Source organism: Bradyrhizobium sp. USDA 4516, from assembly GCF_054055915.1.
This window is the reverse complement of the sequence record NZ_JBSRXT010000001.1, coordinates 1,978,257-2,004,529: the sequence shown is the minus strand read 5'-3', so window position 1 is coordinate 2,004,529 and position 26,273 is coordinate 1,978,257. Positions and strand designations below refer to the sequence as shown.

23 protein-coding genes and 2 pseudogenes are annotated in these 26,273 nt (G+C 60.2%); 14 read left to right on the top strand and 11 right to left on the bottom strand.

Going from position 1 to position 26,273, the window contains the following annotated elements:
* Positions 1-132: 132 nt before the first annotated feature.
* Positions 133-1,071: an HPP family protein gene (locus ACVI1L_RS09400; protein WP_076827249.1), complete on the bottom strand. Its 939-nt coding sequence runs from the start codon at positions 1,069-1,071 to the stop codon at positions 133-135.
* Between the two features lie 438 nt (positions 1,072-1,509).
* Here ACVI1L_RS09400 and ACVI1L_RS09395 point away from each other — a divergent pair.
* From ACVI1L_RS09395 to ACVI1L_RS09385, 3 genes and pseudogenes are all read left to right on the top strand, one after another.
* A pseudogene (locus ACVI1L_RS09395) lies at positions 1,510-1,692 on the top strand (BufA1 family periplasmic bufferin-type metallophore); the annotation flags it as partial.
* Between the two features lie 46 nt (positions 1,693-1,738).
* A pseudogene (gene bufB / locus ACVI1L_RS09390) lies at positions 1,739-2,649 on the top strand (MNIO family bufferin maturase).
* Positions 2,636-3,091: a hypothetical protein gene (locus ACVI1L_RS09385; protein WP_206601510.1), complete on the top strand. Its 456-nt coding sequence runs from the start codon at positions 2,636-2,638 to the stop codon at positions 3,089-3,091. The pseudogene bufB and the gene ACVI1L_RS09385 overlap by 14 nt, the downstream one beginning before the upstream one ends.
* A 202-nt stretch (positions 3,092-3,293) precedes the next feature.
* On the opposite strand, the gene ACVI1L_RS09380 is transcribed toward ACVI1L_RS09385, so the two are convergent.
* Positions 3,294-4,073 carry an IclR family transcriptional regulator domain-containing protein gene (locus tag ACVI1L_RS09380; RefSeq protein WP_310885535.1) on the bottom strand — a complete coding sequence of 260 codons (780 nt, stop codon included), beginning with the start codon at positions 4,071-4,073 and terminating at the stop codon, positions 3,294-3,296.
* Positions 4,074-4,184: 111 nt separating this feature from the next.
* Between ACVI1L_RS09380 and ACVI1L_RS09375 the strand changes: the two genes are divergently transcribed.
* The 7 genes from ACVI1L_RS09375 to ACVI1L_RS09345 all read left to right on the top strand — a co-directional run bounded on the left by ACVI1L_RS09375 (position 4,185) and on the right by ACVI1L_RS09345 (position 10,687).
* Positions 4,185-5,441, top strand: a complete 1,257-nt coding sequence (locus ACVI1L_RS09375) for a Rieske 2Fe-2S domain-containing protein (protein ID WP_456782766.1) — start codon at positions 4,185-4,187, stop codon at positions 5,439-5,441.
* Between the two features lie 10 nt (positions 5,442-5,451).
* Positions 5,452-5,922, top strand: a complete 471-nt coding sequence (locus tag ACVI1L_RS09370) for an aromatic-ring-hydroxylating dioxygenase subunit beta (RefSeq protein ID WP_076827255.1) — start codon at positions 5,452-5,454, stop codon at positions 5,920-5,922.
* Positions 5,919-6,908 (top strand): PdxA family dehydrogenase, encoded by a 990-nt coding sequence (locus ACVI1L_RS09365; protein WP_076827257.1) that lies wholly within the window; start codon positions 5,919-5,921, stop codon positions 6,906-6,908. The genes ACVI1L_RS09370 and ACVI1L_RS09365 overlap by 4 nt, the downstream gene beginning before the upstream one ends.
* A complete protein-coding gene (locus ACVI1L_RS09360) occupies positions 6,905-7,936 on the top strand; it encodes a 2Fe-2S iron-sulfur cluster-binding protein (RefSeq protein WP_076827259.1) in 1,032 nt (343 codons plus the stop codon). The genes ACVI1L_RS09365 and ACVI1L_RS09360 overlap by 4 nt, the downstream gene beginning before the upstream one ends.
* A gap of 105 nt (positions 7,937-8,041) precedes the next feature.
* Positions 8,042-9,379, top strand: coding sequence for an MFS transporter (locus ACVI1L_RS09355; RefSeq protein WP_076827261.1), 1,338 nt, complete (start codon positions 8,042-8,044; stop codon positions 9,377-9,379).
* Between the two features lie 575 nt (positions 9,380-9,954).
* Positions 9,955-10,221, top strand: coding sequence for a helix-turn-helix domain-containing protein (locus ACVI1L_RS09350; protein ID WP_076827263.1), 267 nt, complete (start codon positions 9,955-9,957; stop codon positions 10,219-10,221).
* Positions 10,222-10,393: 172 nt separating this feature from the next.
* Positions 10,394-10,687 (top strand): hypothetical protein, encoded by a 294-nt coding sequence (locus tag ACVI1L_RS09345; protein ID WP_456782765.1) that lies wholly within the window; start codon positions 10,394-10,396, stop codon positions 10,685-10,687.
* Between the two features lie 422 nt (positions 10,688-11,109).
* Here ACVI1L_RS09345 and ACVI1L_RS09340 read toward each other — a convergent pair whose 3' ends face one another.
* The 7 genes from ACVI1L_RS09340 to ectA all read right to left on the bottom strand — a co-directional run bounded on the left by ACVI1L_RS09340 (position 11,110) and on the right by ectA (position 17,394).
* Complete coding sequence (locus ACVI1L_RS09340) at positions 11,110-12,426, bottom strand: MFS transporter (RefSeq protein ID WP_199805256.1); 1,317 nt, start codon at positions 12,424-12,426, stop codon at positions 11,110-11,112.
* Positions 12,423-13,673: an MFS transporter gene (locus ACVI1L_RS09335; protein WP_456782764.1), complete on the bottom strand. Its 1,251-nt coding sequence runs from the start codon at positions 13,671-13,673 to the stop codon at positions 12,423-12,425. The genes ACVI1L_RS09340 and ACVI1L_RS09335 overlap by 4 nt, the downstream gene beginning before the upstream one ends.
* A 20-nt stretch (positions 13,674-13,693) precedes the next feature.
* Positions 13,694-14,146 carry a hypothetical protein gene (locus ACVI1L_RS09330; protein ID WP_456782763.1) on the bottom strand — a complete coding sequence of 151 codons (453 nt, stop codon included), beginning with the start codon at positions 14,144-14,146 and terminating at the stop codon, positions 13,694-13,696.
* A complete protein-coding gene (gene thpD / locus ACVI1L_RS09325; protein WP_456782762.1) occupies positions 14,143-15,021 on the bottom strand; it encodes an ectoine hydroxylase in 879 nt (292 codons plus the stop codon). The genes ACVI1L_RS09330 and thpD overlap by 4 nt, the downstream gene beginning before the upstream one ends.
* A gap of 65 nt (positions 15,022-15,086) precedes the next feature.
* Entirely contained in the window at positions 15,087-15,500 is a 414-nt protein-coding gene (locus tag ACVI1L_RS09320) for an ectoine synthase (protein ID WP_076827282.1), read from the bottom strand.
* A 15-nt stretch (positions 15,501-15,515) separates the two neighbouring features.
* Positions 15,516-16,844, bottom strand: a complete 1,329-nt coding sequence (gene ectB / locus ACVI1L_RS09315) for a diaminobutyrate--2-oxoglutarate transaminase (RefSeq protein WP_456782761.1) — start codon at positions 16,842-16,844, stop codon at positions 15,516-15,518.
* Between the two features lie 4 nt (positions 16,845-16,848).
* The gene (gene ectA / locus ACVI1L_RS09310; RefSeq protein ID WP_225160841.1) at positions 16,849-17,394 is read right to left on the bottom strand and encodes a diaminobutyrate acetyltransferase; all 546 of its coding nucleotides are present in this window, start codon (positions 17,392-17,394) and stop codon (positions 16,849-16,851) included.
* A gap of 250 nt (positions 17,395-17,644) precedes the next feature.
* On the opposite strand from ectA, the gene ACVI1L_RS09305 reads away from it, so the two are divergent.
* Positions 17,645-18,133 carry a MarR family winged helix-turn-helix transcriptional regulator gene (locus tag ACVI1L_RS09305; RefSeq protein ID WP_057017678.1) on the top strand — a complete coding sequence of 163 codons (489 nt, stop codon included), beginning with the start codon at positions 17,645-17,647 and terminating at the stop codon, positions 18,131-18,133.
* Between the two features lie 364 nt (positions 18,134-18,497).
* Here the strand turns inward: ACVI1L_RS09305 and ACVI1L_RS09300 are convergent, their stop codons facing one another.
* A complete protein-coding gene (locus ACVI1L_RS09300; protein ID WP_456782760.1) occupies positions 18,498-19,295 on the bottom strand; it encodes a hypothetical protein in 798 nt (265 codons plus the stop codon).
* A gap of 498 nt (positions 19,296-19,793) precedes the next feature.
* On the opposite strand from ACVI1L_RS09300, the gene ACVI1L_RS09295 reads away from it, so the two are divergent.
* Positions 19,794-22,643, top strand: coding sequence for an autotransporter family protein (locus ACVI1L_RS09295; RefSeq protein WP_456782759.1), 2,850 nt, complete (start codon positions 19,794-19,796; stop codon positions 22,641-22,643).
* A 1,136-nt stretch (positions 22,644-23,779) separates the two neighbouring features.
* On the opposite strand, the gene ACVI1L_RS09290 is transcribed toward ACVI1L_RS09295, so the two are convergent.
* Positions 23,780-25,567 (bottom strand): tetratricopeptide repeat protein, encoded by a 1,788-nt coding sequence (locus tag ACVI1L_RS09290; RefSeq protein WP_456782758.1) that lies wholly within the window; start codon positions 25,565-25,567, stop codon positions 23,780-23,782.
* 272 nt (positions 25,568-25,839) lie between these two features.
* Here ACVI1L_RS09290 and ACVI1L_RS09285 point away from each other — a divergent pair, with 272 nt between their 5' ends.
* Both ACVI1L_RS09285 and ACVI1L_RS09280 read left to right on the top strand, forming a co-directional pair.
* The gene (locus ACVI1L_RS09285) at positions 25,840-26,085 is read left to right on the top strand and encodes a hypothetical protein (protein WP_456782757.1); all 246 of its coding nucleotides are present in this window, start codon (positions 25,840-25,842) and stop codon (positions 26,083-26,085) included.
* Between the two features lie 32 nt (positions 26,086-26,117).
* Entirely contained in the window at positions 26,118-26,258 is a 141-nt protein-coding gene (locus ACVI1L_RS09280; RefSeq protein ID WP_194295343.1) for a hypothetical protein, read from the top strand.
* The last annotated feature ends 15 nt before the right edge of the window (positions 26,259-26,273 follow it).

Sequence of the window (26,273 nt, the reverse complement as noted above, 5' to 3'; positions counted from 1 at the left end):
CCATAGCGGACATTGCTGTGCGAGTCGAACGCTCCTTTGGCGGTGCTAGCGGACAGGGCCGAAGGCGCAGTTGGCTCGTCTCTAGGCCGCGACCCGGCCCATCCGGTCATTCTCCAGAGCGCCGAGTGTCGCCTATGCTGCCGACGGATGAGTAATAAAGCTGTACGCTCTGGTGGACGCGATGAGCGCGGCGGCGCCCAAGAACACCGAGATCGGATACCAAAAGGTGGGATGGACGATGACGAACGGTATCAAACCGACGGCGAGGGCTGGCGGCATATGGACCTTGAACATCCGTAAAATAGCAATCGAGCAAAGCATGGTAACCGTCACGCCCAAAAATTCCGCGTGAAAGCTCGTGCTCAAGAGTAAGCCGACGGACGCGGTCAGGAAACATACGAGAGGAAACAATACCGGCCGCGACATCCAGCCGGGAAGGTCCGGGTGACCGAATAATTCATAGGCTACGACGATCAGCGGAGGGAATAACAGGAAGTGCAATCTCGTTGCTTGAGCCACCGCTCCCAGAGCGAAGACGAAGGCCGTCAGTGCGAAGATCCAGAACCGATTTCTCGGCGGCGTTTCGGCGGTCTCTATAATCTGGCCCTCTTTGCCCCCCTCAGACAGGTAACGATGGGGATCAAGGCGCCTCCAGAGCGTCAACGCAATAGCGAGTACTGCGAGTCCCGCCAGAATGGCGGCGGGATACCCCCAACTCATCACGCCGAGGGTCATTGGAAGCACACCCGCAGAGATCGCTGCTCCGATGTTCGACCGAAGCAGTTTAATAGCAAATAGGCTCAGGAGGGCAACAACAGTTACAGCGAGGGCGCTGTATTCCCAGTGTCGGGTTATCATCACGCCTAGGATCGCGGTGATCGTAGGGGTAGCAATTAGTCTGATTGGTTGGCTTGCCCATTTTCCGTGGGGGCGCGTGAATACATCATACGCTAAAGCGGCAATCTCAGGAAACAGGATAAGAGATATGCCCGTGGTATCGACCGCAAGCCCAATTCCTCCAACGAATGTAAGCGCAAGAAATTCGGCAAATAATCTCGTCGTGTATTTCACAATCGTCCAATCTTCCGAATTCTTTGGTTGACGAGACGAAAGTAGAAACCCGAAACTCGATTTCTAATGACCATTGGTTATTGAATCGATGCCATCCGCGAGGCCCCCCGCGCCGGACCTTTGGCTGACTTCCGCTTTGCCGAAGAAGGCCGACTTCTCCGCAAAAGGGAGAGATTGCTTCTGTCGGTGCCTCTCCGTCGGCCGAAGGCGAGGATCGTGGGTGGCACTGCCGCGTCCGCTCATCAGCAGGCGAGCTTGCCTAACGCCGCTGCGAACTTTCGTGTGAACGAAAAGAGCACGTTTCTGGTGCGGTTTCTGGTGCGGTCGTCGCACTGCGGGCAATCAGGACCCAGTAAGATACTGATCTTCTTGGTGGGCCCGGCAGGACTCAAACAGCGGTAGGGCCAATCTGACCTCCCATAGGCAGGGTTCTTCTTTAAGAAGAAGTGCTTTGGCGTTGCACTGAAGGGGCAGAACGATTGCGCCGCTGGTCCAGGCACCACCTGCAAGGGCACCTCGACCGTCGATTTCCAGGGCAACGCATGGAAGTTCGTTAAGGGTCGCACCAGCGCCAATATCCAGCTTCCGAACGGCAAGTCGGGCTCGCTCAAGCCGGTCTAATAGTTGGACGGACGATAACGAAACGGCGGGAAAGCGGAGAGAGAGCGTGGATGCGACGGTGTCGGCCGGGTTGTCTGCAATCGAATCCCCTCGCTTTCCTGCACTCGGAGTACGCGGCCTTGCCGGCAGCAGCTTCCAGCAGGAGCACTTCGCCGCGATTTTCGACGAATGGCGGCAGCGTGGCTTCTTCGAGGTTCACGCTGAGAACTATATGGGAGCCGGTGGGCCGCTGCATCGCGCGCTGGAGGCGTTGCGCCGCGATCATGCCCTATTGTTGCATGGGGTCTGCATGTCGATCGGAGGTCCGGGACCACTCGCCAGGGCACATCTCGCGCGTTTCCGCGCATTGGTCGAGCGCTACGAGCCCGCGCTGGCCTCGGAGCATCTGGCATGGTCGACGCATCAGACGACCTATTACAATGATCTGCTGCCGCTGCCTTCCGACGAGGCGACGCTTAGTCGCGTGTGCGACCGCATCGACCAAGTACAGGATGCTATCTGGCGTCCACTTCTGCTGGAGAACCCATCTACCTATCTAGCGTTGAACGAATCGACAATGGGTGAAGCGGAATTCATTCGTCCCGCTGCTGAGCGTACCGGATGCGGTTTGCTGCTCGACATCAACAACGTGTTTGTCTCCGCAACCAATCAAGGCTTTTCGGCACTGGACTATCTTTCAGATTTTCCACTGTCCCGCGTGAGCGAGAGCCATCTAGCCGGCCACACTGAACAAGCTGACGATGAGGGCGACACGCTTCTGCTCGACAGCCACGACGGACCGGTGGCCGATGCCCTATGGAAGCTTTATGAGATCGTAATCGAACGTTGCGGTGCGTCCCCACGTTGATCGAATGGGACAGCAATGTTCCCGACTGGCCGATCCTGAGGGCCGAAGCCGCGGCCTCGCAAGCGATCCTTGATCATTGCAAGAGAGAGGTGCGCCATGCAGCGGCTTGAGCAGGAACTGTCGTCATACGCGGCCTTCGCATCGGCGCTTGTCAAACCAGAGCGCGCGCCCCCGGCAGTGGTCTGCGGTCCCCGGCGCAAGGCGGCCGTGAAGCGCTATAATGTCTATCGCAACAACATCACCGTCAGTCTCATCAAATGCGTTGGCCGCTGTCTATCCCGGCAGTCCAACGCATTACCGGGGTCAAATTCTTCTGCGCGATGGCGCGCTATCACCTCCGCGCCACACCGTCGACCTCACCGCTGCTATTCGGAATATGGTCGCGACTTTCCTGCCTTGATCGTTGAGTTCAGCGTTCCCGATGGTTGGCCGATCCACGTCACATGGGCGGCGATGGCGCTCGGCATCATGCCTGGGGACCTGGGCGCGTTTCGGCGGATCATCTGGTTCGCGGCTTCCTCAGGGTTCCCGAGAGTGTTTGTTAGAGACTGAAGTGAAGTTAACCTGCGACGCGCTTTGGAAAGAAAGTTCTCCAACCACGATTGACCGCGGAAGCATAGGCGGATGTTTGAACCGCCGAGCATTGAAGCGCGAAGTCCTATGGCCGATAGTTGCATGATCCACGACGGCTGACGGATGCTCTCCGCCGCGCCAGAGCGATAAAATCCTCGGGCATAGGAAGCGAACTGACCCGTCAGCGCAGCTCGTTCAACGGCTGGGCAATCTGATTTGCGCAGTTGAGCAGCACCGGTAACAGACGTTTGCGCAAATCGCTGACTTTGACGCGGGCCGTCGCCGCACTCACGCTGACGGCGGCGACGATGTCACCGTTGGGGGCCAGCACCGGGACGGCCATCGACCTGATGCCCGGCGCCAGCTCCTCGTCGCTGATCGCATAACCGTTCTTCGCGGCAGTCCGGATCGCAGACAGAACGTCCGGGATGGTTGTTAGCGTTCGCGGCGAGCGCGCGCTCATCTGCTGCTGGCTCAGTCGTCGCGTGATTTCGTCATCGGTATGGTGGCCGAGCAGGATGCGGCCTGTCGCCGAGCAATAGAGCGGAAGATAGGCGCCGACACGAACGCCGGTCTGGACGTAGTGCTCGGCTTGCGCGCGCGCAATGAAGAGCGATTGATTGTCGTCTAGCACCGCCAGCGAAACCGATTCCGCGACTTCGTCGCGGGCGCGCTCCAGCAGTGGCTGTGCGATTTGCACGAGCTTATCGCGCTTCGACATCATGCCGCCAAGCCTGCGCAAGCGAGGCAGGGGACGGAAGTCTCGTCCCGACAGCTCCAAATAATTCAATTCGACCAGCGTGAGCAGGCATCGGCGCGCCGCTGCGCGTGTGGCACCTGAAGCGCGCGCGGCGTCGGCGACGCTCATCACCGGGTGAACCGAGAATGCCTCGATGATCGCGAGGCCTTTCGCGAGCCCCGCCATCCCTTCACGTCTCTCTTTAGTTTCCGCGATCGCCATAGCTGAGCTCACCTTGACAGCCGTTTTAGAGTGGCTCAAGGTGTTCGAAATATGAGTATATGTTCGATATTCGAACAAACGAAATGCTAAGTCAAGCGTTAGGAAACGCCGATGAACAAGAACGTTTTGCCGCCGGAACGAGCAAATCCGGTCAACTGGCCGGAGGGGCTCACCCGCGTTCCGTATTGGGTGTTTCAGGATCAATCGGTTTATGCGGAGGAGCAGCGCAAGATCTTCCAGGGACCGAATTGGCATTATCTCGCGCTAGAAGTTGAACTGGCGGACTCGGGCGATTTCCTCACGACGCTCATCGGCGAAACGCCCGTGATCGTAACCCGCGACACCGACAACGAAATCTACGCGTTCGAAAATCGCTGCGCCCATCGAGGTGCGTTGATCTGTCTGGAGAGCCGCGGCAAGCATCGCAAGGATTTCAGCTGCGTCTATCACGCTTGGAATTACGACCCGCAGGGCAACCTGACGGGCGTTGCCTTCAAGGACGGCATCAAGGGCAAAGGGGGCATGCCCGACTCGTTCAAGATGGAGCAGCACGGACCGCGCAAGCTGCGCATCGCGGTCATTCACGGTCTGATATTCGGTTCATTCTCCGAAGATGTGCCATCGATTGAGGATTATCTCGGCGAGGAGATCATGAACCGCATCGAGCGGGTGCTCGGCGGCCGTACCCCGGTGGTGCTCGGGCGATTCACTCAAGCGCTTCCGAACAACTGGAAGCTCTACATGGAAAACGTCAAGGACTCCTACCACGCCAGCATCTTGCATCTCTTCTTCACGACCTTCGAATTAAACCGGCTGTCGATGAAGGGCGGCATAATTGTTGATGAAAGTGGCGGACACCATGTCAGCTATTCGGCAATCGATCGGGAGGCGGATAAGGACGTTGACTACGCCAAGCAGCAATTGCGGTCCGAGAGCGAGTACAAGCTGGCTGATCCGACCCTGTTGGAAAGTTTTGACGAGTATCACGACGGCTGCACCCTGCAGATCTTGTCGGTGTTCCCGACATTCGTGTTGCAGCAGATCCAGAACGCGATCGCGGTGCGTCAGATCGTGCCGCGCGCGGTCGACAGGACCGACTTGAACTGGACTTATCTCGGCTTTGCCGACGACACGCCTGAGCAGCGTCTGACGCGCATCAAGCAGGGCAATCTGGTTGGTCCGGCCGGTTACATCTCAATGGAAGACGGCTGTGTCGGCGGCTTTGTGCAGCGCGGCATAGCCGGCGCAAGCGAGGATCAGGCGGTACTCGAGATGGGGGGCGCCGACGCCAAGAGCAGCGAGAGCCGGGTGACCGAAGCGTCGGTGCGCGGCTTCTGGAAGGCGTATCGCGCCAACATGGGAATCTGAGGACTGCGCCATGAGTGGTAACTCTCTGCAATACATCACCAAAGCGCAGGCCGATTATGCGCGGTGCATCGACGATGATCGTCTTGAGGAATGGCCGAGCCTGTTTCACGGTCCCTGCCTCTACAAAATCACCACCGCGTCAAACTATCGCGACGGGCTCGAGGCCGGCATCGTGTTCGCTAACTCACGTGGCATGCTGACCGACCGCGTCTCCGCCCTGCGCGAAGCCAATATCTACGAGCGGCAGAGCTATCGCCACATCCTCGGTCTGCCGTCAATCCTGTCGGAAGATGGTGCAATGGTGAGGAGTGAGACGCCATTCATGGTGGCACGCATCGTGCAAGACGGTGACACGTCGATCTACGCCACCGGCCGCTATTTTGACGTCTATGAGATCGTGAGTGATACAGCGCGACTGCACGAGCGCACGGTGGTGTGTGACAGTTCGCGGATCGACACATTACTGGCGCTGCCGTTATGACTCCGAAAGCTGTTGCGCTGACAATCGGCGATCCTAATGGCATCGGCCCCGAAATCGCGGTCAAGGCCGCGATGCTGTGCGCGAAGGCGCAGTCTGAAGCGCGTCCGATTCTGGTGGGCGATGAGCACGTAATCCGCTTCTACACGGACAAATTCGCGGCGGGCTGGCCGCTGACACGAGACGGGTCATTCCTTGACAAGTCGGCCCTGCGTTATCATCCCGTTACGGCTTTGGGGCCCAAAGCCTTCCAGCCGGGGCAAGGGTGCGCAGAAGGCGGCCGTGCGACCGTCGCCTATGTCGAGGCGGCGCTCGACCTCATGGCGCGAGGGCGCGCCCACAGTATCGTGGCGTGTCCGCATTCCGAGACCAACGTGAACTCGGCCGGCATCAAGTTTTCCGGTTATCCGAGCCTGCTGGCGCGGTTGAAGAAGGTGTCCGAGGATGAAGTGTTTCTCATGCTGGTCGGCGCGGGGCTGCGCATCGTCCACGTGACATTGCACGAGCGGCTTGCCGGTGCACTTGAGCGGATCACGCCTACACTGATCGAACGCGCCGTTCGCACAACGATCGATGCATTGAAACGTCAGGGCATTGCCCAACCACGGCTTGGCGTGTTCGGCATCAATCCCCACGCAGGCGAAGGCGGTCTATTCGGCGATGATGATGATCGTATCGTCAAGCCACTGGTCGAACAGCTGAAGGCGGAAGGCATCGATATCGAGGGGCCGGTGGGCGCCGACCTGATGCTCGGTCGGCAAGGCTTCGATGCGTTCGTGGCAATGTATCACGACCAGGGACACATCCCGATCAAGCTGATGGCGGGCCGGAATTCGGCTGCAATGTCGATTGGTGCCGGTCTGATGTTTTCAAGCGTCGGCCATGGCAGCGCCTTCGACATTGCGGGCAAAGGCATTGCCGATCCGACGCCCGTCCTGCGATGCATCCAGCTCGTCGCAGGCGCCAATCAATTCAGGGAAACCGTATGACGTATACAATCGCGGTCGAAGACGCCGACATAAGCTTTCCCTGCAATGACGGCGAAACGATTCTCGTCGCGGCGGAGCGCGCAGGTTTCACAATGCCGTACTCATGCAGGAAGGGCGTTTGCGCGTCCTGTGAAGGCTTTCTAAGCAAGGGCAACGTCAAACAGCGATCAAAAGAGATTGTGGGTCCCTCCGGCAAGGTGTTGTTCTGCTCAGCGACCGCTAAGAGCGATCTAACTATTCGGCCGCGACGAATCCAACGCCACGATCCGTTGGCGCGGAAGAATATTCAGGCGAGGGTCTTTCGCATGTCGCGCCCGACGGATGACGTGGCCATCCTGCAGTTGCGCTTTCCGGCCAGCATTCGCGCCAAATTCAAGGCGGGGCAGTATCTCCGCATCCGCACGCCGGACGGCGACGAGCGGAGCTTCTCGATGGCCAACCCTCCGCAGCAGAGCGATGGCGTGCAGTTGCACATTCGGCACGTGCCCGGTGGCGAGTTTTCCGAAAAAGTTCTCGCTTCGTTGCGGCTCGACGACAAGCTCGAGGTCGAGGTGCCGTTCGGCGAGTTTTATCTGCGGGAAGATGAGCAGGCGCGCTATGTGTTCATCGCGACCGGCACTGGCTTCGCGCCTCTGAAATCGATCCTCGATGACATGATCCGTCGTGGGCTCAATCGTGAAGTACGCTTCTATTGGGGAGGACGGAGCAAGGCTGATCTTTATCTCGCGGACACGTGCGAGAAGTGGGCCAAGCGATATCCGTGGTTCACCTTCGTTCCGGTGCTATCTCAACCTGACGCCGATTGGTCTGGGCGTCGCGGTCTGCTGCATGCTGCGGTGCTTGATGATCTTGCGGATCTGTCGGACCGACGTGTCTATGCCTGCGGCAATCCCATGATGATCGATGCCGCGCGTAGCGAATTCGAGACGCTTGGCGGATTGCCGAGGGATCACTTCTACGCGGACGCGTTCATCCCCAGCGGCTCGTCGGACACGCCGCCGGCGCGGCTCCTGCAAACGGTCGACTGACAGTTGCCCGCACTCCATAAGACCTGCGGCGCCGTATGATCGGATCAACCGACCAACAACAAGAACTTATCGGACCAAAATCATTTGGCCAGCATAGGTGAGGAAATGAGGAGTGCCGAGGTTGCTTTCGACGTCCCATCATTCATTAACTCGCGTCGCACCGGTATCACACAATACGTGATCGTCGCCTTGTGTGGCCTTGTCATGTTCCTCGACGGCTTCGATACGCAAGCCATCAGCTACATGGCGCCGGCGATTGCAAAAGAATTCGGGCTCACGAAGCAACTTCTCGGGCCGATCTTTTCGTCGGCGTTGGGCGGCTTGATGGTCGGTTATCTACTTGTCTCGCCGTTGTCGGATCGCTTCGGCCATCGCAGGTTAGTGGTTATTTCGACGTTTGCATTCGCGCTGCCGACGTTCGCCACCATCTTCGCAACGAATGTCACCGAATTGATAATGTTGCGCTTCGTCACCGGCATCGCGCTTGGGGCCGTGATACCCAGCGCTATTGCCCTGACGACGGAGTTCAGCCCCGCTCGCCTGCGCGCGACGTTCGTGTTGGCAATCTATTGCGGATTCTCGCTCGGCTTCGTCGCTGCGGGCGCGGTTGCAGCCTGGGCTATTCCTGAATATGGCTGGCGATCGATGCTGTGGATCGGCGCAGCCGCGCCCACGGTCCTCGCAATCCTGACGCTTATGTTCTTACCTGAGTCGATGGACTTCCTGATCCGCACGAACGCGAAGCCGGAAGCCGTCTGGCGTGTAGTGCGTCGAGTGGATCGCGCGTTGCCGGTGCAGGGGCCGGCGCAGTTCGTCACTGAGGTGGCTGAGCCGCGCAGCACGGTTGGAAGTCTATTTTCGTCTGGTCGCGGTGTCGGAACACTGGTGATATGGGCCGTGTTTATGCTCAATCTCGCCGAATTCTACGCGCTGCAAAGCTGGCTGCCGTCGATGCTGACGAATGTCGGCCATTCTCTCAACACAGTCGCGCTCGCCACCACAATGACCACCGTCGGTGGCATCGTCGCCGCATTCGCGATCGGACCAGCGATGGATCGTATCGGACCCTATGGGTCCCTTGCCACGGTTTATCTGGCCGGCGTTCTGTTTGTTGTCTTGTTCGGCTATTCGATCGACAAGCAGAGCTGGAGGATGGTGGCGACGGCATTTTGCGCGGGCTTTTGCGTCAGCGGCGGACAGAAGAGCGTGATCGCGTTGGCGGCGATTTACTATCCGACCTCGATCAGATCCACCGGCGTGGGCTGGGCTCTCGGGATAGGCAGATTAGGCGGCATCGGTGGGCCGCTGTTGATTGGGGCATTGCTCGCGTATCACCTCAGCGCGCAGCACATTTTCTATGTCGCCGGTGTCCCAATGCTGATCGCTGGATTGCTCATCCTCATGCTCGGACATTGGTACGGACGGGATAGAACAAAGAATTAGGATCGAACGAACCGTTGCTTTGTCGAACGACAATGCGAACTCGGATTCCTTCGCTAATTTGTCCGCCGCTCGTCGGCAGATCGCGCCTCGATCGGTTCTGACGGGAGGGTCCCCTCCCGTGGACCTCCGGCGCGTCGAGTGCGGCCAAAGTGTTCGTTGACCTCTTGCTTGAGGGGGAAGTGGTGGCGAAGTTGGCGTCGCGCGTCCCCATCTCAATTTTGACCTGCCCATTTGGCGCCGATCGATGGCGAGGAATATGCCGCTCACCGCGGAGGCGGCTAGACGCGGCAAGCGGCGCTGGACGCGAAGTCACGCAATCGCCCGGGCGGTGCAAGGATAGTCGTGCCGCGGCTTTGAAGCTCTTCGACGGTTCACGCTTTATTGTACTGCATCACCACATGCGTCCAAACTTGCCGGACCTGGACGTGGATACAGGAAAACTGGCTTGAAATTGCCGTAGCTCTTCTTCGCGATTTTTCAGGCTGTTGAAGTGTTCTCGCTGTTGCTCTTTATATCATCTGATCTGTCTCCAGCACGCTTTAATCAAGCAACTGCATTCGCGACAAGGAGAGACGATGACGGGCAGCCAATTGGAGAACGATTCACGAAAGGAGGCTGCAAATAGATTGTCTCCTCCAAATGGTCACGATGCGAAATTCGTCCCGTTTGCTGAGCGGCTCAGTTGCACCGTCGACGAAGCTTGCGTCGTAACTGGCTTGGGACGTACAAAAGTTTACGAGTTGATAGGAACTGGCCAAATTATCACGACAACGATCGGGCGTCGGCGCTTGGTGATAGTGCGATCACTTCTCGCACTTCTGGACGCGACAAATTCGTTGTGACCAATCGTTGGCTTTTCGTCCGGCGCGCAGCTCGCTAGTTGAAAATGAGTGCGTCGTAAGAGCGTTCATTGCTCCACCGCATTGCCGAGTCCGACGCGTCGCCTGAGTAGGCTTTTGTCCTTAGGTGACTGCTGGCGCAGGTCTGACGCGGCGCGGATGGTGGCATACGGTAATGATCGGCGTCGCATTGATCGGCATCGGAATGCAGTCTTGTCGTCGGTCACCGAGCTTCGAGAAAATCGCCTCGAAAATTCAGCAGCTCAACGTTCAAAATAAGCGTAAACAGACGAACAAATCAGAGCGCACCTACCCACGTCGGGAATGGCGCCGTTGTTGTCTGTTGGTGCGTCCGCCGGGCATTCATTATCCCCAACTACCAACATTCGCAAAATTGTTGGTAGAGACGTTGGTAGTCCGTCCGTCGGATTCAAAATACATTGGTCTTATCAACGCGTTATCTCCGTAGTGCGGAGCCGCCCCTGGGCACCACTCCTGAACAGATTTATGAAACCAAGGTTTGGGTTGACCCTTTCGGCCGAGAACGGACCGGATGTTGTCATTTGAGCCGACGGTCCTCCGACGCGATGATCGCGTCGACCACGCTTGCGAGATAGGCCTTCCGAGCAGCGACGTCGCCCGACACGAGTTGCTGACGCATCAGGCGGATGAACCGATCGATAGCGATCGGGTCAATCTGGATGGGGTTGCACTCGACTTCTTCGCATAATGGAGAGTCACAACGGCCCTACCCCGGCTTGCCATCAACGCGGCGATCCGGTTCTTGAGGGATCCGGATCCATCGGTACCATCGATAGCGCCGCTCTCAATGGCCGCATAAAGGCGCTCCAGCCGTTCCTCGGCCTCGGAAGCTTGGCGTGCTAGCTAGGCCTATCGCGCGAAAGGATCTTCATAAAGAGTCCGTCCGGCTGTCTCCGGCATGAAGCGCAGCGCGATCAGCCCAACAACGCATGTAGCCATCATGTAGTAGGCCGGCATCAGCTCGTTCCCGGTAACAGAGATAAGGCCGCTGTTGATTGCCGGCGCCGTGCCGCCAAAAATGGATGTCGAAATGTTGTAAGCGCCGGCGAAGCCGGCGAAACGCACATGGGTGGGAAACATGGCCGGGAAAGTCGCCGAAATGGTCGCGAGTTGCGGTACGTAGAGCAGCCCGAGAAGAATGAAGCCGACACAGGCGCCGACGAGGCCCGTGCCCATGAGCATGTAGAGAGGGGCCACCAGCAGAAACAACCCGATCAGGGAGAAGCTCCACATCGGACGGCGCCCGATTCGGTCCGAGAGCCGGCCAGCAAATGGCAGGAACAGCATCATGAACAGCATGCCGAGGAGGGGCACCGCAAGCGCCTCATCCGGCGACAGGCCGATGCGGCTCTGTAGATAGGTTGGCATGTAGCTGAGCAGCGTATAATTGACGACATTGAGCGCAACCACCAGGCCGCCGACGACGAGCATAGGACGCCGGTGACGTGCCAGAAGGGCGATCAGGCCTGGTGAGGATCGTGCCTGGCTTGCGGTTTCGTGGGCACGGAAGACCGGCGTATCTTCCATTCTCGCGCGCAGATACGCGCCGACGAGGCCCATTGGCGCGGCGACCAGAAACGGAACGCGCCATCCCCAGTCGTGCATCGCCTGATCACCCAGAAAGAGCGAGAAGGATAACATCAGGAATGCGCCCAGCGAGAAGCCGGCCAGCGTTCCGAACTCCAGGAAACTCCCATAAAAGCCGCGTCGGTCATCGGGAGCGTACTCGGCCATGAACGTCGCGGCGCCGCCGTATTCGCCACCGGTCGAAAAGCCCTGTACGATGCGGAGAAGAACGAGCGACAGTGGCGCCCAGAAGCCGACGCTGTTGTAGGGGGGAATAAGCCCGACGCACAGCGTCGCGCCCGACATCAGCAGTATCGTTAGCGCCAACACGGATTTTCGGCCCACCCGGTCTCCCAGCGATCCCCAGAATATCCCGCCTAGCGGCCGTATGAGGAAGGAGATCGCGAACGTGGCCAACGCAAAAAGCACCGCTTCCCCGACGTCGCCGGGAAACAGTGCCGCGGAAATGTACGTCACGCCATACGCATAAATGCCGTAGTCGAACCATTCCGTCGCATTGCCGACGGCAGAGGCGGCAATCGCACGGCGCAACGTGGCGCGATCAGCAGTTGGATCAGGTGCGGAAACGGGGGCATTCACGATTGCTGTTCTCCGATCACCGCTGCGTCGGGCGTATTGGGGTCAAGCAGCGATGCAATCGGCGTCGTGCGTGGAAGAATCTGAAAGTCCTGCTGCTCGGGTGCAGGAACAGGCGGGGTTGCCGTCTGCCGCCACATGCCGAACGCGGCCGCGCCGCCGGCGCAAAGGGCGATGAAAAGGAAAAGCCCGCCGCTGCTCCAGCCTGTCATGAATATCGCTCCACCGATCGGCCCGAGCGCGGCGCCGACGGAATACAGCAGCACCAGCCGTCCACTTGCGGCGATACGTTGTGCGGCGTGCAGACGGTCGTTGCAATGGGCCACGCAGAGTGGATAGAGCGCGAAGCTGAGGCCACCAAACATTGTTCCGAGAATCAGCAGCCACGGGCCGACCGACGAGAGAAAGGAGATGACCAAGCTGATACACAGGGTTGCCGCGAAACTGAGCACGATGACCTGGCGACGATCATAACGGTCGGAAATGCGTCCGAGCGGCCATTGCAGGATCACGCCGCCAAGAATCACGATCATCATGAAGTGGGCTGTCTGCGATAAATCGAACCCTAGGCGTCGAACCTGCACTGCGGCCAATCCGTAAAATGCCCCTAACATCAAGCCGGTCGTCATTGCTCCGACAGCACCGAGGGGTGATGCGGCAAAGAGTGTTCGGGTTCCGAACGCCGCGGCTTCGGCAGGCGGCGGCGCCGAGTTGCGTGTGAGACAAAGTGGAATGATCGCGAGCGAGATTAGCATTGACGCTAGTTGAAACGGAACAGCAGGCAAATCACCGCTGGCTCCAAGCAGCAACTGTCCCACCGCCTGTCCGCAATATAGTGCAACCATGTAGGCCGCTAGAATGCTGCCGCGCGAGGCCGCGTCAGCGCGTTCGTTTAGCCAGCTCTCGAGACAGACGAAGACGCCGGCGACGCAGAAGCCGTCGATCAGCCGCAGTCCCGACCAGAGCAGAGGATGGACGATTTGCGCGTAGCCGAGCGTGCTCGCGGAGAGAAGCGCAACGAACGCCGCAAAGGCGCGGATATGTCCCACGCGCCGGACGATACGCCCCGAGCGCAGGGCTCCGACGACCAGCCCGGCAAAATAGGCGGTCGCCACCGCGCCGATCACGATCGTGCCCTGTCCCGCCCGCTCGAGCCGCAAACTCAGGAGCGTCGCCATAAACCCGCTTCCCGCCATGAGCATAAAGATGGCGAGCAGCAGGCTACGAACCGGGGAGATTGCCGCGAGCATGACGATTGCGACGCGCGCCGTCAGGCCGGGCGCCGGCCTTCCGCTTCCCCGTCGGCCTCCACCGGGACACGATGCAGAACCCTAGCGCTAGCATCGAAGTGGCAAACGGTCACGACGAACTGAACGTCAGCATTGCGAATCTGATGCCGCGTCGCAATCACGTCGATTCGTGCGTTATCGAGGGCTCGCAGCGCATCGAACACCAAGCCTGGCCAAGCGATGTCGCTGTCGGCCATCGCTTGACGCCATCCGTCCGCGCCGTCATCGGCAACAAAGCGTGCATAGATACCAGGCTCGTAGGTCTTCTTGTGCTCCAGCAGCAGGTCAGTCATCCCGGCACAGGCGGAGACGACAAAGGCGCGATTGTAAAGGTCCTCGCCCTTGCGCTCCGCGATCGGAACGTCGTCGAATAGCGTGCCAGTCGCGGCCATCGATGTGCCGCCGATCTTCTCGACACTATGAAAACCGCTCATGCGAGAGCATCCTCCATCAACGGGCCGTGCTGAGGCACGAGAGCTTTCGGGTCGCTGCGCGCGGCAACGAAGCTCGGCCGCGGTTCTTTGACGCCGAATGGCGCCTGCAGCCGGTTGCTCACGGCGTTATAGACGAAGAACGCGTTAGCGCGTGGAAATGGCGTGATGTTGCCGTTCGATCCGTGCATCGTGTTGCAATCGAAGATCACCACCGTGCCCGCCTTACCGGTTGGCGCCACGATGCCGTGGCGGTGCGCCAACTCGGTCAGACTTTGCCGGTCGGGCACGCCATACTCCTGCTTCTTCAGTGACGTGCGATAGTGGTCTTCCGGCGTCGCGCCAATACAGGTCAGGAAGACGCGGTGCGATCCGGGCATCAGCATCAGGGGGCCATTGTCCGGCGTATTTTCCGCCAGCAGGACTGACATGGAGAGTGCTCGCATGCGCGGCATGCCGTCTTCCACGTGCCAAGTCTCGAAGTCGGAGTGCCAGTAGAACTCCTTGCCTTCGAAGCCGGGCTTGTAGTTCAGGCGTGACTGATGGATGTAGACCTTGTCGTTCAGCAGGAACTGAGCGATGCCTGCCAAGCGTGCGTCGGCGGCGAGGCGCCCGATCACTCTACTCTGAGAGTGGATCTCGAAGACCGAACGGATTTCTTGGCTGTCCGGCTCGGCGATGATCGTTTCCGGATTGAGGCCGTTAGGGCTCGATAGCAGTTTCTTTGCCTGCGTCTGCAGGTGGTCGACTTCCTCGGGAGAGAGGACATCCTTGAGCACGAGGAAGCCATCGCGATCGAACTGCTCGGCCTGCTGCCGCGTTAGCGGTGCGCTCTCGCTCCAGTCGCTATGAATAACGGGATCGAGACGCGGAAGCATCTGGGCCTCCGAGGTGAGACGGGATGGGTAAATGTCTGTCAATGCCTTTCCCTCTTTCAGTTGTTTCAGGAGTTAACGGCCGCCTCGCGCGGCGCTTCGACATCAGTCGGATAGGCACCAGTCTCATCGTGCACTTCCTGGCCGGTGACCGGCGGGTTGAACACGCAGGCCGTCAGGAGGTCAGTGTCCGGGCGAACGATATGCTGGTCGTTCTTGTTGAGTGCGTACATGATGCCCGGTGCGAGCTTGTGCGTTTCGCCGGTCCCGAGGTCTTCGATGGTCCCGGTTCCCTTCAGTATGAAAACCGCCTCGAGATGGTTCTGGTAGTGCATCTTGAGTTCTTCGCCCGCGTACATCGTCGTAATGTGGAAAGAGAAGCCCATGCCGTCGCTCTTGAGCAGAAGGCGGGCACTGTCCCAGCCCTTCGATTTGACGAGACGATCGGTCTTTTGAATGTCGCGGAGTTGACGAACGATCATTGTTCTTTCCTTTCGTTATTCGGCTGCAATGCCGTAGCTGCCGGTCCGCACCGCGCGGACCGACTCCTCGATGATGTCGAGGCCGGCCGAGAGAGCGGCGTCGTCGATAATGAGAGGTGCAAGCACCTTGACGATTTCGTCGTGTGCGCCGCTCGTTTCGATGATGAGTCCGGCGGCAAAACAGGCGCTGGTGATGGCATCGGCAGTTTCACCGGACCCGACGTCGATGCCGCGCATCATGCCGCGGCCGCGTGTCGAAAGGCCGAATCCAGAAGCGATGGCATCCAGGCGTCGTGCGAGCAATCGTCCCTTGCGCTGGATGTCCTGCTCGAACTCGTCATCCTTCCAGAAGTTCCGCAGAGACGCGGTGGCCGTGATGAAGGCGTGATTGTTGCCCCGGAACGTGCCGTTGTGTTCGCCGGGCAACCATTGATCCAACTCGGGTCGGAACAGTGTCAGCGCGAAGGGAAGCCCCATGCCGGACAGCGATTTTGCCATGGTGACGATGTCGGGCGTAAAACCCATGCCTTCAAAGCTGAAAAACGGACCGGTGCGTCCGCATCCGGCTTGAATATCGTCGACGATAAGGAGTGCGCCGTGGCGTTTTGCGATATCGGCGATTGCACGCAGCCAATCCGGCGATGCGGTGTTGAGACCGCCTTCGCCCTGAACCGTCTCGACTAGAATCGCGGCCGGCGCATCGAGCCCGCTGGAAGGGTCGGACAGCCGCCGTTCCAGCAGCGCGGCGGTGTCGAGATCCGGGCCGTGATAGCCATCGTAAGGCTCGTGGCTGACATGGCTGAGTGGTACGCCCGCGCCGGTGCGCTTGGCGGCATTGCCGGTGCAGGCCAGCGCACCGAGGGTCATGCCGTGGAAACCGTTCGTGAAAGCGATCACCAGTCCACGGCCGGTCACCTTGCGGGCCAGTTTGATGGCGGCCTCGACCGCGTTAGTGCCGGTCGGTCCGGTGAACATCACGCGGTAGTCCAGCCCGCGTGACTTCAGAATCAGCGACTCGAATGTTTCGAGGAACTCCGCCTTGGCGTCGGTATGCAGGTCAAGCCCGTGCGTGATGCCGTCAGTCGAGATGTAGTCGATCAGCGCTTGCTTCAGCGCGGGATGATTGTGTCCGTAATTAAGCGTCGAGCATCCCGACAGGAAGTCTAGATAGCGTCCGCCCTGATTATCATACATCCAGACATTGTCAGCTCGGCTGAACTGGCGCGGCATGGTGCGCGCATAGCTCCGCACGACCGACTCCCGGCGTTCGTAAATGGATCGGTCCGGGATATGGCTGGTCGGCTTGGGTCGTGTATGGCGAGCAAGTGTGGTTGTTGTGGTCATGTCGTCAGTTCTCCTGATCTCTGGCTCCGGGCTGTCGGTTTGGCAGGGGGCCAATGCGGGCCAACCACTCTGTGGCGTGCTTACCGGCGAAATGCGCGTCGCACTCGAACATCACACTGCGGATCAGCGGAGCGCCCCACGCGCGGGCCAGTCCGTTGAACAATGCCCAGGATGGAGCGTTGTCGTCGGTCACTGTGGTGAGGAGATACTTGGCACTTTCGGCGGAAGGGCGATCCAGCAGCGCGTTGATCATGCGCTGAGCAAGGCCTTTGCCGCGCGCCGCCTTCGCGACCGCGACCTGCCAGACGAAGAAGCTGTTCGGTTCCGAAGGCGGGCGATAACCTGAAACCCATCCTAGAATTTGCGCGTGACGTTCCGCAACGAGGCAGGAGTCCGTGAAGTGCGTGCACTGGAGGAGGTTGCAATAGGCGGAATTGGAGTCCAGTGGCGCGCAGGCTGCGACCAGGCGGGTAACCGCGGGGCCGTCAGCGGGCGACGGCTTTCTCAACTGGAACGCTTCGTTGACATCCGGAGCAGCGTCGAAAGCCACTGGCGAGGATCCACCGAAAGCGTCGACCCGAGGGCCGGCTATTGCTTCAGATTTCGAATTAATCGCTTCATTCTCCGAAATATATAGCGCTTTACCTTATAGGAAAATAAGTGGCGAAATCTTGAAAATTGGCTTGAGATCTCACATCAAAAGCTTCGTAGATATTTCGTTATCCGAATAAAATTTGAAGGGCTGACTTGGAACCGGTTACGATTCGCCTCGGCGCGGCCGTAGCTATAAGAAAAGCCACATGAAATCAGAGATCGCCTCACTGACGCTGCGCGCCCTGCGAAGAGTGCTGCGGGCAACTGAGATCGGCAGTCGCCAGCTGGCCATTGCGACCGGCCTTACGACATCGCAATGGCTCGTGTTGCGAGAGATCGACGCGCGCGAGAAAACCACACCGGGTGTCATTGCGCAGGCGCTTCAGTTCGGTCAGGCAACGATCACGACGATCGTCGATCGGCTTGTGGCGCTCGATCTAGTGCAGCGCCAGCGTAACGCAAACGACAAGCGCCAGTTCCTTCTGACGGCGACGCCGGCAGGCAGGGACATCGTGGCCAACGCACCCGACTTGCTTCACCTGACGTTTACAGATCGCTTCGTCCAGTTGCCGCAATGGGAGCAGGCCATGATCCTTGCTGCAGTAGAGCGGCTGGCCATGCTGATGGACGCGCACAACATCGATGCCGCGCCATTGCTGGACAGCGGGGCCATCGATCGATCCCAACCCAGATAGGTCGATTGCCTCGACTGCGTGGACGGCTCGACAGAGCCGGATCTTCCCGCGCAGGTTAGTGGCCGACATATCATCAGAAGCCGACGTCGGATCGGATGATTGCTGAGTCGGACGAGCAGCTCGGGCCGCATCGAAACCTGCACTGAATGTCGGTATCGGTGGGCTGCGCATCCAGCAATCGCTCCGCGCAGGCGCTCGTTCCGGCGCAGCGCGGAGGACGAAGCCGGATATTGTCGTCGATCCGACTAGGCAGCTCGGGCGCATACGATCCTTCAGCCGCGCAGGCGCTGTCGACGCGACCGGCAGGACTGGAGCAGGCGGCCCATGCAGGCCGCCTGTAGATTAGTCTGAGAGCAGAAGAGCCCTATTGGCAGGGGTGCTGGAGTCCGTCGGATCCCTTGAAAAAGGTGCCGGGCCTGCAGACGATGCCGTTGTGCGACGCGTAACTGTTCCAGTCGCCGTTCCACGCATAGTAGTCGCCATATGCGGCGGGCCGATCGTAGGTGCCGTATGCGGCGTAGGAATTGCGCCAGCCGCCGAAGGGAGCGGTCGCGATCGCCGCGGCGGTTCCGACGGCAGCGCCGGCCACGCCGGCAGCGGCCCCCACCGGCCCCACGGGTTCGCGATAGGCGGTTCGCCGCTGATAATAGCCCCGCCTGCTGTCGTACGGGCTCCCGGCTCCTCTGTTGAGGCAGTTGGCACTGGCGAATTGAGATGAACAGGCGGCCGGGTTGGAGAAGACCGCTTGCGCCGATGCGGGGCTCGAAACTGCGGACGCCACTATCACGGCCGCGCCAAGAACTCTTAGACTCATCATGGCTTGCTCCCTGGATTTGGTTTGCTTGCGAGCCTTGCGAAGCTTGGCATGACTGAATGCCAGGTCCGCAGGTTCCCGTTTTCTCGCACCTGACCAAATGCAACCTCCGGAAGTGGTTCCTGTGCATCTCGTGCGCGGCATCAAATCGACGTGACTTGCCGATCGATTTGGAATGCCGACTTCAGCAGAGGCGGCATGGGTGCGGCAGGGAGTCGCGGCGAGCAAGGATGCCGCGATCAATGCCAAACGATGGGACGGCAATTCCATTGGTCCGACGACTCCGGACGGAGGCGAGAATGCAAATTGATGAAAGGTTGCATCATCGCGCAACTGCACGACGGTCACACCAAGTTGCGCCGGACGTGCGCGAGAGAGCGCGACGTTTGGCGCGAACTGCATAAGTTGTGTGATGCGAAAGCATCAACTGCCAACAAACGGCAGCGCGCGTTTCGGATCGCCACATTCGAGTTGATCTTCGTCCTGATAGTCGGATGATGCGATCTTGAATTGTAGCCGCTCCTGCTTTTTGCACCGCGACCAAGCAACCCGTTCTTTTCAATTTGACGTTGTTGAGAACGACAGGTTTGGAAGGCGGCGCAAATGAAGTGCTTTACCGGCTCGATTCTCCTTGGATCTTGCGCGCGCAATCGCATGGAACAGGCGTCGGTGCGCGCCGCCCTGCAATCATTGGTCCAGTTCTTCAGGAATAAGCCGAGACCATGTGTCGCGGCCTGTCGGAGCCGGTTCCGGCTCGCCGCGCTTGCCTTGATTGCGTCGGCCGCTCTGGTTGATGCGGCCTCGGCTCAGTCCTGCACGGTCGCGCCGGATTCGACTGTCTCCGCAATGAGTGGAAGCTGCGCGATCGACGCGAATACGACGTTGACCGGAACGCCTGCCGTTCACGCAAGTTCGAGCGCTCAGATCACGACCAACAACGTCAACATCAATCCCTTCAATGGCGGCAGTATCGGTGGTTTGGCCGATGCTGCAGGTACGATCATCTTCAGTTCCGGGGCGAGCATCAACGGCAACTGGAGCACTGCCGCGTCGGCACAAGGCGGCGGCCAGATCATCTTTCAGTCGGGTTCGATCATCAACCCGGCCTTCGGCGGCGGAGGAACTGCGCTGAGCGCTGATGGAACGGGCAGTCAGATCAGCGCGACAGGACTCACCATTGGTCTCAATGGCGCCGGCAACAACGTCGCTGCGAAGGCGACCAACGCGGCGACGGTCAGTCTGCTCAACAGCTCAATCGCCTATGCGGTCGGCGGTGGCGGCAACACCGGCCTGTGGGCAACGGGCACCGGCAGCCAGATTACCTCGACGGGTACAACCATTTCGATGCCCGGCGGCGGCGGCAACGACGTTGGCGCGCGCGCGGACACCGGTGGGGCGGTCACGCTGACCGGCGGCATCGTCAGCGTTGAGGGGAACGGCGGCGGCGAAACCGGCCTGTTGGCGCAATCGTCCGGAAGCACTGTCACGGCAAACGGTGTTGCGGTCACGGTCTCCGGCGGCGGTGGAGATGTCGGCGCGAAGGCGCTCGACGGCGGTGCGATCATCTTGAGGGGAGGCAGCGTCGCCGCGACGGGCAGCGGCGGGGGTGAGATCGGCCTGCAGGCCAGCGGCACCGGCAGCACGCTCACGGCGAGCGGCGTGACGGTAACGGTTCCGAACAGCAGCGGAGGCCGCGGAGTGCAGGCCGACGATTCGGGCAGCGTCACGCTCGACGGCAACTCGGCGGTCACCACCTCCGGCGCAGGCACCCATGCGGCCGGCGTGACAAGCGGCGGTACGCTAAACATGACCAGTGGCTCACTCACGGCCAATGGAGCCGATGCCAACGCGCTCAACATCAGTGGCGGTGCAGCGACGCTCTCCGGAGTCACCATGACCAGTCCGAACGGTGCGTCGATCGCCGCCCCGGGCGGCACCAGCAGCGTAAACCTGACCGGCGTGACTGCAGTCGTGAACAACAATCAGTGGCTGAACGTCAGCGGCGGCTCCACGCTCAACCTCGTCGCGGACAGCTCGACCCTGCAGGGCGTTGCGCTCACCGACTCCGGCAGCACCTCCAGCGTCGCGCTGAAAAACAATTCGCTCTGGACCATGACCGGCAATTCGAACGTCACCAATTTGATCAACGCTTCGAGCATGATCCAGTTCACGTCTCCTGTCGGTGATCCGACGCAGCTGTCGAGCTACAAGACGTTGACGGCAGTGAACTATGTCGGCCAGGGCGGCACCATCGGGCTCAATACATATCTTGGCACGGACGGTTCGCCGTCGGACAAGCTCGTCATCAATGGCGGCACCGCAGGCGGCAACACGTTCCTGAAGATCAGCAACACCACGGGCGGCGGCGCGCTCACCACCGGCAACGGCATCCTCGTCGTCGACGCGATCAATGGCGCGACGACGACGGCTGGTGCCTTCAGCCTGTCTCACCCGGTCTTGGCCGGCCCTTACCAATATTCGCTGTTCCGTTCGAGCGTCGACTCCAGCAACCCGCAAGCCTGGTATTTGCGCGACACCCTCGACTGTGTCGCTCATCCCAATCTGCGCGCCTGCGGCGGTGGCGGTCTCATCAACTGCTCCAATCTGCCCAACGTGCCTAGGTGCGGCGGCGGAGGTGGAGGCGGCGGCGGCGGAGGAGGCGGCGGTGGCGGTGGAGGTGGAGGCGGAGCCGACGGTGGCGGCGGCGATATTCCCGACTACCGCGAGGAGACTTCGCTCTACGCGGCAATTCCATCGATGACGCTGTTGTACGGACGCAGCCTGCTCGACACGCTGCATGAACGCGTGGGCGAGGAGGAGGACGAACGCTTCCGCGCCAATCCCGAGAACGCCAGGGTCGGATGGGGTCGCGTGCTTGGGGTCAACGGCGTGCATCAGGGCGACAGCTTTGGCGTGCTGGGCGGCGAAGCCGGACCGCACTTCAGCTATGATTTCCTGGCGCTGCAGGCGGGCATGGATGTCTATCGACACGACGGTCCCGACGGTTCGCGCGACCAGGCGGGGGCGTATTTCGCGATCGGCGGCGCGCGCGGGCGGGTCACCCATTTCGATGGCAGCCAGGGTGACAACATCTTCTCCGCCTACACGCTCGGTGGCTACTGGACGCATTTCGGGCCGACCGGCTGGTACATCGACTCGATCCTGCAAGGCACGTTCTACGACATCACGAGCAGCGCAAATCGCGGCATTCCGGCGCTGAAGACCGGTGCTCAGGGTGGTGCTGCGTCGGTGGAGGGCGGATATCCCTTCAAGTTCGCCGGCGGCTTCTTCATCGAGCCGCAGGCGCAACTGGTGTATCAGAACATCCACATCAACGACGCCAGCGACATCGCGGCGCAAATCCGCTTTGCGGACGTGGATTCGCTCGCAACCCGGATCGGTGCCCGATTTGGCCGAACATGGGCGGTCGATGACAGTCCGCGTACGCTGACGGCCTGGATCCGTCCGAGCCTGTGGAACGAATTCCTCGGTAACCCGAAAACGTTGTTCTCGTCGGACACCGGCTTCGTTCCATTCCAGGCCAGCCTTGGCGGCCTGTGGGGCGAGATCAATGCCGGCATCAGCGGACAGGTCACGTCGACCACGTCGCTTTATGCCAACGCTTCCTATCAGAGCCGGTTCGACGGTGGCGGCTTCTCCTACGGCGGGAAAGCCGGACTGCGCGTTAACTGGTAGCGCGCGAGGGCGTGACGCCGGCCCAGACAGGGTCGGCGAAACGCACTCGCGCAGGCATAGCGGACGAGGAAGTGCCTAACAGACCCTCACGCTTTGCTGAACATACGCGTAACCGTTCCACACGTTTCGCGTCTGATAGCAGGAGTTGTAGGCCGTCGCGGCTCCGATGGCTGCGCCAGTCGCCAAACCGGCTGCGGCAGCTCCGGCGCCCCAACCGCCTCGATAGTAACCGCCACCGCGGTAATAGCCGCCGCCGGCCCAACGTGCGCGGCCGCCGTGCCAACCGCCGGCATGCCATCGCGTGCCGCCGCCGTGCCAACCAGGCCGCATTCCTCCGCCGTGGAAGTGAGCCGATCGAGCGCCGGCTCCTCTGGGCCGGGCCTGGGCGTCATAAGGGAGTATCATTGCTGCAGATGCGATGAAGCTGAGAACCAGCAAAGCCTTGGTTGGTCGCATATCCGGACTCCTTGCAAGGGTGTCTCAACCAATCCCGCTGAACGTGCTTCGTTCCGTTGGTTCAACTGCGTGCCACGCTGGCACAAGATGCATGCTCAATACAGCGCGTCGTGGCTTCGGGGCGCAAGCGACCCCCGCGGGCATGGTGAAGCTCGATCCTTCGGACCCCGGCGGCGCGAGGCAGGTACGAACGTGTTCGTACCTTGAAGACCTCCCTGTGTGAAACAATGCTGACGCTTACTGCCGACGCAGCAAATTGGCGAACTGGTACGGCAGCTGGTCCACTACAGGGAACAGGGAGACGACTATGTGGAAGATATGTGTGCTTAGTACGTTGGTCTTGCTGGTTGCGGTTCCGGCAAATGCGGCTCCGAAGAATAGTGGCAAGAATGTCGATTCAATTCGTGCTGAATGCTTCAGGCAGGCGAATGAAGCCGCTGCCGCCGGCGGTGCGAACATGACAAGCGGGGCGACTGCCGCCCGAAACTCGGCGGGCTATTCCGCCTATCGGGATTGCGCGCGGAAGAACGGCATTCGCCCGTAAGCCGCTTTGGTTTCCGCTAACCCATGGAAGGCCGCCTTCGGGCGGTCTATTCCATGCGCAGTGAAAAACGGCGACGGCGGCATGGCCGTCGAAAGCCGAAGATGCCGGCTGAACGGCGCCGAAACGGCAGGGAAGGTCAGCTTGCGACGAGAGCCTGGGCCTTGCGCAATCCGGCCACGAGAGTGTCGACAACCTGATCCGCCGCTCCGTTGCGGCGCAAGAAGCCGGCCGGATCATCGGCCAACGCTTTGTACCGCGACATTCCTTTCAAGGCCGTTTGGGTCGCATCGCGGCGCCCCAGCTCTGTATTCGCTATCGCAATCAACAGTTGGCTGAATCCGGAATCGCGCAACGATGCCGTCTCGGCCACGTCGAGCATCTGCTTGTATTCACCCTTCAAGTAAAGGTCGACCGCGATGAAATGAAGATACCAGGCTGGCGGATGCAACGTGCGCTCGATCGCGCGCTTGAGCATCGGCACGCCTTCCGAGAAGTTCCCGCGGATGGCGAGACGCCAGCCGAATTGGGCAAGAATGTCGGGATCGTTGGGGTTGAGGTCGATCGCCAGATGGCTGATGCGATCACTATCGGCGTAACGTCCCGTGAAATGGTAGGCCGCAGCCAGGGCCTTCAGCGCCAGGGGACTGTTCGGCTGCAGGGCGATGGCGCGCGACGTTGCCTCAAGGGCCTTGTCATACTCCGTTTGCGGATTGCCGTCGGCTGAATAGCCCAACCGTCCGGCGTCGAGATGCAGCCATCCAAGCATGGCCCATGAATCGCTATACTGCGGATCCCGCTGAACGGTTTGCTGAAGACACTGCATGGCCGGATCGAAGTCGACGCGCCGGAACGTGCTGCGATAGGCCTGAGCGCGCAAGACGCAGAGATAGCTTTCCATATTCCTCGGTGGGTCCGCGCGAATGTCGTTTCTAACCACGCCGTAGGATTGGCCGACGACGGTTGCGATTTCGCTCGCGAGCTCGCGCTGGACATTCATGAGCGACTGGGGATCGAACGGTCGAGCGTATGTCCGCATCCATACGATCTCGTCGTTCTCGGCGTTGAAGACAGTCGTTGTGACTTGCACTTCTTCGGCGCTCGTTTGAACGCTTCCACGGACGACATAGGAAGCACCGAGAGGACGACTAGGTTGGGGCGCCTCGTCGCCTTTTGCGGAGAGCGCATTCGACGGCGACGTGTAGAGCCGGAATCCTCCGAAGCGAAACAGGTTGCTGGTCAGTTCGTGTCCCATGCCGATGGCGAAGAGCCGCGTGTTTTCCCCGGGAGTCAGTGGCGTGAATGACATCACGAGGACCGCGGGTTCGCGTGGCGTCATTGGGGACGGAGGCGGTCTTGCTGCAAGCCATATCCAAGCCACCACGCCGGCTGCCAGCGCGGCAGCGACGGGCCCATAGCGCCTGATGCCAGGCTTGGTCGTCCAATTCGCACGTGTAGCAGCAGCAGTTGTCGAATCATCGTGCAGTTCAAGAGCAGGCTCGCGAGATGGAGCGTCGGCAGTATGCATTTTGTGCCACTCAAAATGGGGCACATAGGAGCCTTTTGGAATTGTGATGCGTACCGGATCATCGCGGCCCGAATCCATGTAGTAGCTATCGAGGTCGCGGCGCAATCGTCGAGCTTCAAGACGGACGACAGGGTCAGCCTGGGGATCGAAAGAGTCGTCGCGCCGAAACACGGCCAAGGCAATTGTGTAGCCCTTCAGGCTATCAGCGCGGCCTGCAAGCGTCTCGTCGACAATGAAACGAAGGAAAGCTTGCCGCCGTTCGCTCGCCTGGAAATGCGGACTCGAGAGGATGCGGTCCAGCTCTTTCGCTACATGCGCCGGCGGCACCGCGGAATCATCACAACGCGGGATATCGGATGAGCCGCCGACGGCATCGTGAGCGAAGGGTACATCAGGCATCAACCGGCAACCCCAATCGTCGGTCGACGGTAGGCCTTCTCAGTACATGTTGCAACTCGTAAGCGAAGCAAGCAGCCGGCGCTGACGCGACAGCTTTCAATCATCGGAACAACGGGTTCCCGACTGCAGCGACAGCTGGTCGCATCGGCCTTGAAGCCGTCGCGCCTGAGACGGCGCGCTCAACGAGCGTCGCGCCGTGTACGAACATGTTCGTACCTTGAAGCCTCGATGAACCAGCAGCAAAGGTCACGTTGGCCACAAGCGAGTTCATCATGGAGGAGTTCCGCGCGATTGTGACCCGCTTTCCGCTGCGCGAACTTGACATTCGGCGCTGCTTCAATCGCGACGCGCAGTTTAGAGCGATTTGCGCAGATTATGACGAAGCTGTGAAAGCGCTTCGTCGTTGGCAACAAGCGGCAAAGCAAGGAGACCGCGAAGGAAGTCGGAAGGCCGCGGATTACGAACGGCTCGTTACCGAACTGGAAGCCGAGGCTCTGGTTCATCTGAACCGGCCGTGATCGAGGGGGCGTTCGCATAACTGGAGCAGTGCGTGAAAAATACGATTCTCGTCAACCTTTCGATATCAGGCGTGCTTGCCGCGGGCATGCTGCGTGCTGCGATCGGTCAGACACAGAACCTGCGCAGCGAGGCCGCCGAACCGACCAAGCACGCAATCGGCCGCAACGAGTAACTGGAGGCGATCTTC

Coding starts and splice junctions, on each gene's coding strand:
- ACVI1L_RS09290 (WP_456782758.1), bottom strand. CDS start 25,567: ATGCCTGATGTACCCTTCGCTCACGATGCCGTCGGCGGCTCATCCGAT.
- ACVI1L_RS09295 (WP_456782759.1), top strand. CDS start 19,794: ATGAGTGGAAGCTGCGCGATCGACGCGAATACGACGTTGACCGGAACG.
- ACVI1L_RS09360 (WP_076827259.1), top strand. CDS start 6,905: ATGACGTATACAATCGCGGTCGAAGACGCCGACATAAGCTTTCCCTGC.
- ACVI1L_RS09380 (WP_310885535.1), bottom strand. CDS start 4,073: ATGGCGATCGCGGAAACTAAAGAGAGACGTGAAGGGATGGCGGGGCTC.
- ACVI1L_RS09350 (WP_076827263.1), top strand. CDS start 9,955: ATGACGGGCAGCCAATTGGAGAACGATTCACGAAAGGAGGCTGCAAAT.
- ACVI1L_RS09285 (WP_456782757.1), top strand. CDS start 25,840: ATGGAGGAGTTCCGCGCGATTGTGACCCGCTTTCCGCTGCGCGAACTT.
- ACVI1L_RS09330 (WP_456782763.1), bottom strand. CDS start 14,146: ATGAGCGGTTTTCATAGTGTCGAGAAGATCGGCGGCACATCGATGGCC.
- ACVI1L_RS09305 (WP_057017678.1), top strand. CDS start 17,645: ATGAAATCAGAGATCGCCTCACTGACGCTGCGCGCCCTGCGAAGAGTG.
- ACVI1L_RS09320 (WP_076827282.1), bottom strand. CDS start 15,500: ATGATCGTTCGTCAACTCCGCGACATTCAAAAGACCGATCGTCTCGTC.
- ACVI1L_RS09335 (WP_456782764.1), bottom strand. CDS start 13,673: ATGCTCGCGGCAATCTCCCCGGTTCGTAGCCTGCTGCTCGCCATCTTT.
- ACVI1L_RS09345 (WP_456782765.1), top strand. CDS start 10,394: ATGATCGGCGTCGCATTGATCGGCATCGGAATGCAGTCTTGTCGTCGG.
- thpD (WP_456782762.1), bottom strand. CDS start 15,021: ATGCTTCCGCGTCTCGATCCCGTTATTCATAGCGACTGGAGCGAGAGC.
- ectB (WP_456782761.1), bottom strand. CDS start 16,844: ATGACCACAACAACCACACTTGCTCGCCATACACGACCCAAGCCGACC.
- ACVI1L_RS09375 (WP_456782766.1), top strand. CDS start 4,185: ATGAACAAGAACGTTTTGCCGCCGGAACGAGCAAATCCGGTCAACTGG.
- ACVI1L_RS09365 (WP_076827257.1), top strand. CDS start 5,919: ATGACTCCGAAAGCTGTTGCGCTGACAATCGGCGATCCTAATGGCATC.
- ACVI1L_RS09385 (WP_206601510.1), top strand. CDS start 2,636: ATGCAGCGGCTTGAGCAGGAACTGTCGTCATACGCGGCCTTCGCATCG.
- ACVI1L_RS09370 (WP_076827255.1), top strand. CDS start 5,452: ATGAGTGGTAACTCTCTGCAATACATCACCAAAGCGCAGGCCGATTAT.
- ACVI1L_RS09355 (WP_076827261.1), top strand. CDS start 8,042: ATGAGGAGTGCCGAGGTTGCTTTCGACGTCCCATCATTCATTAACTCG.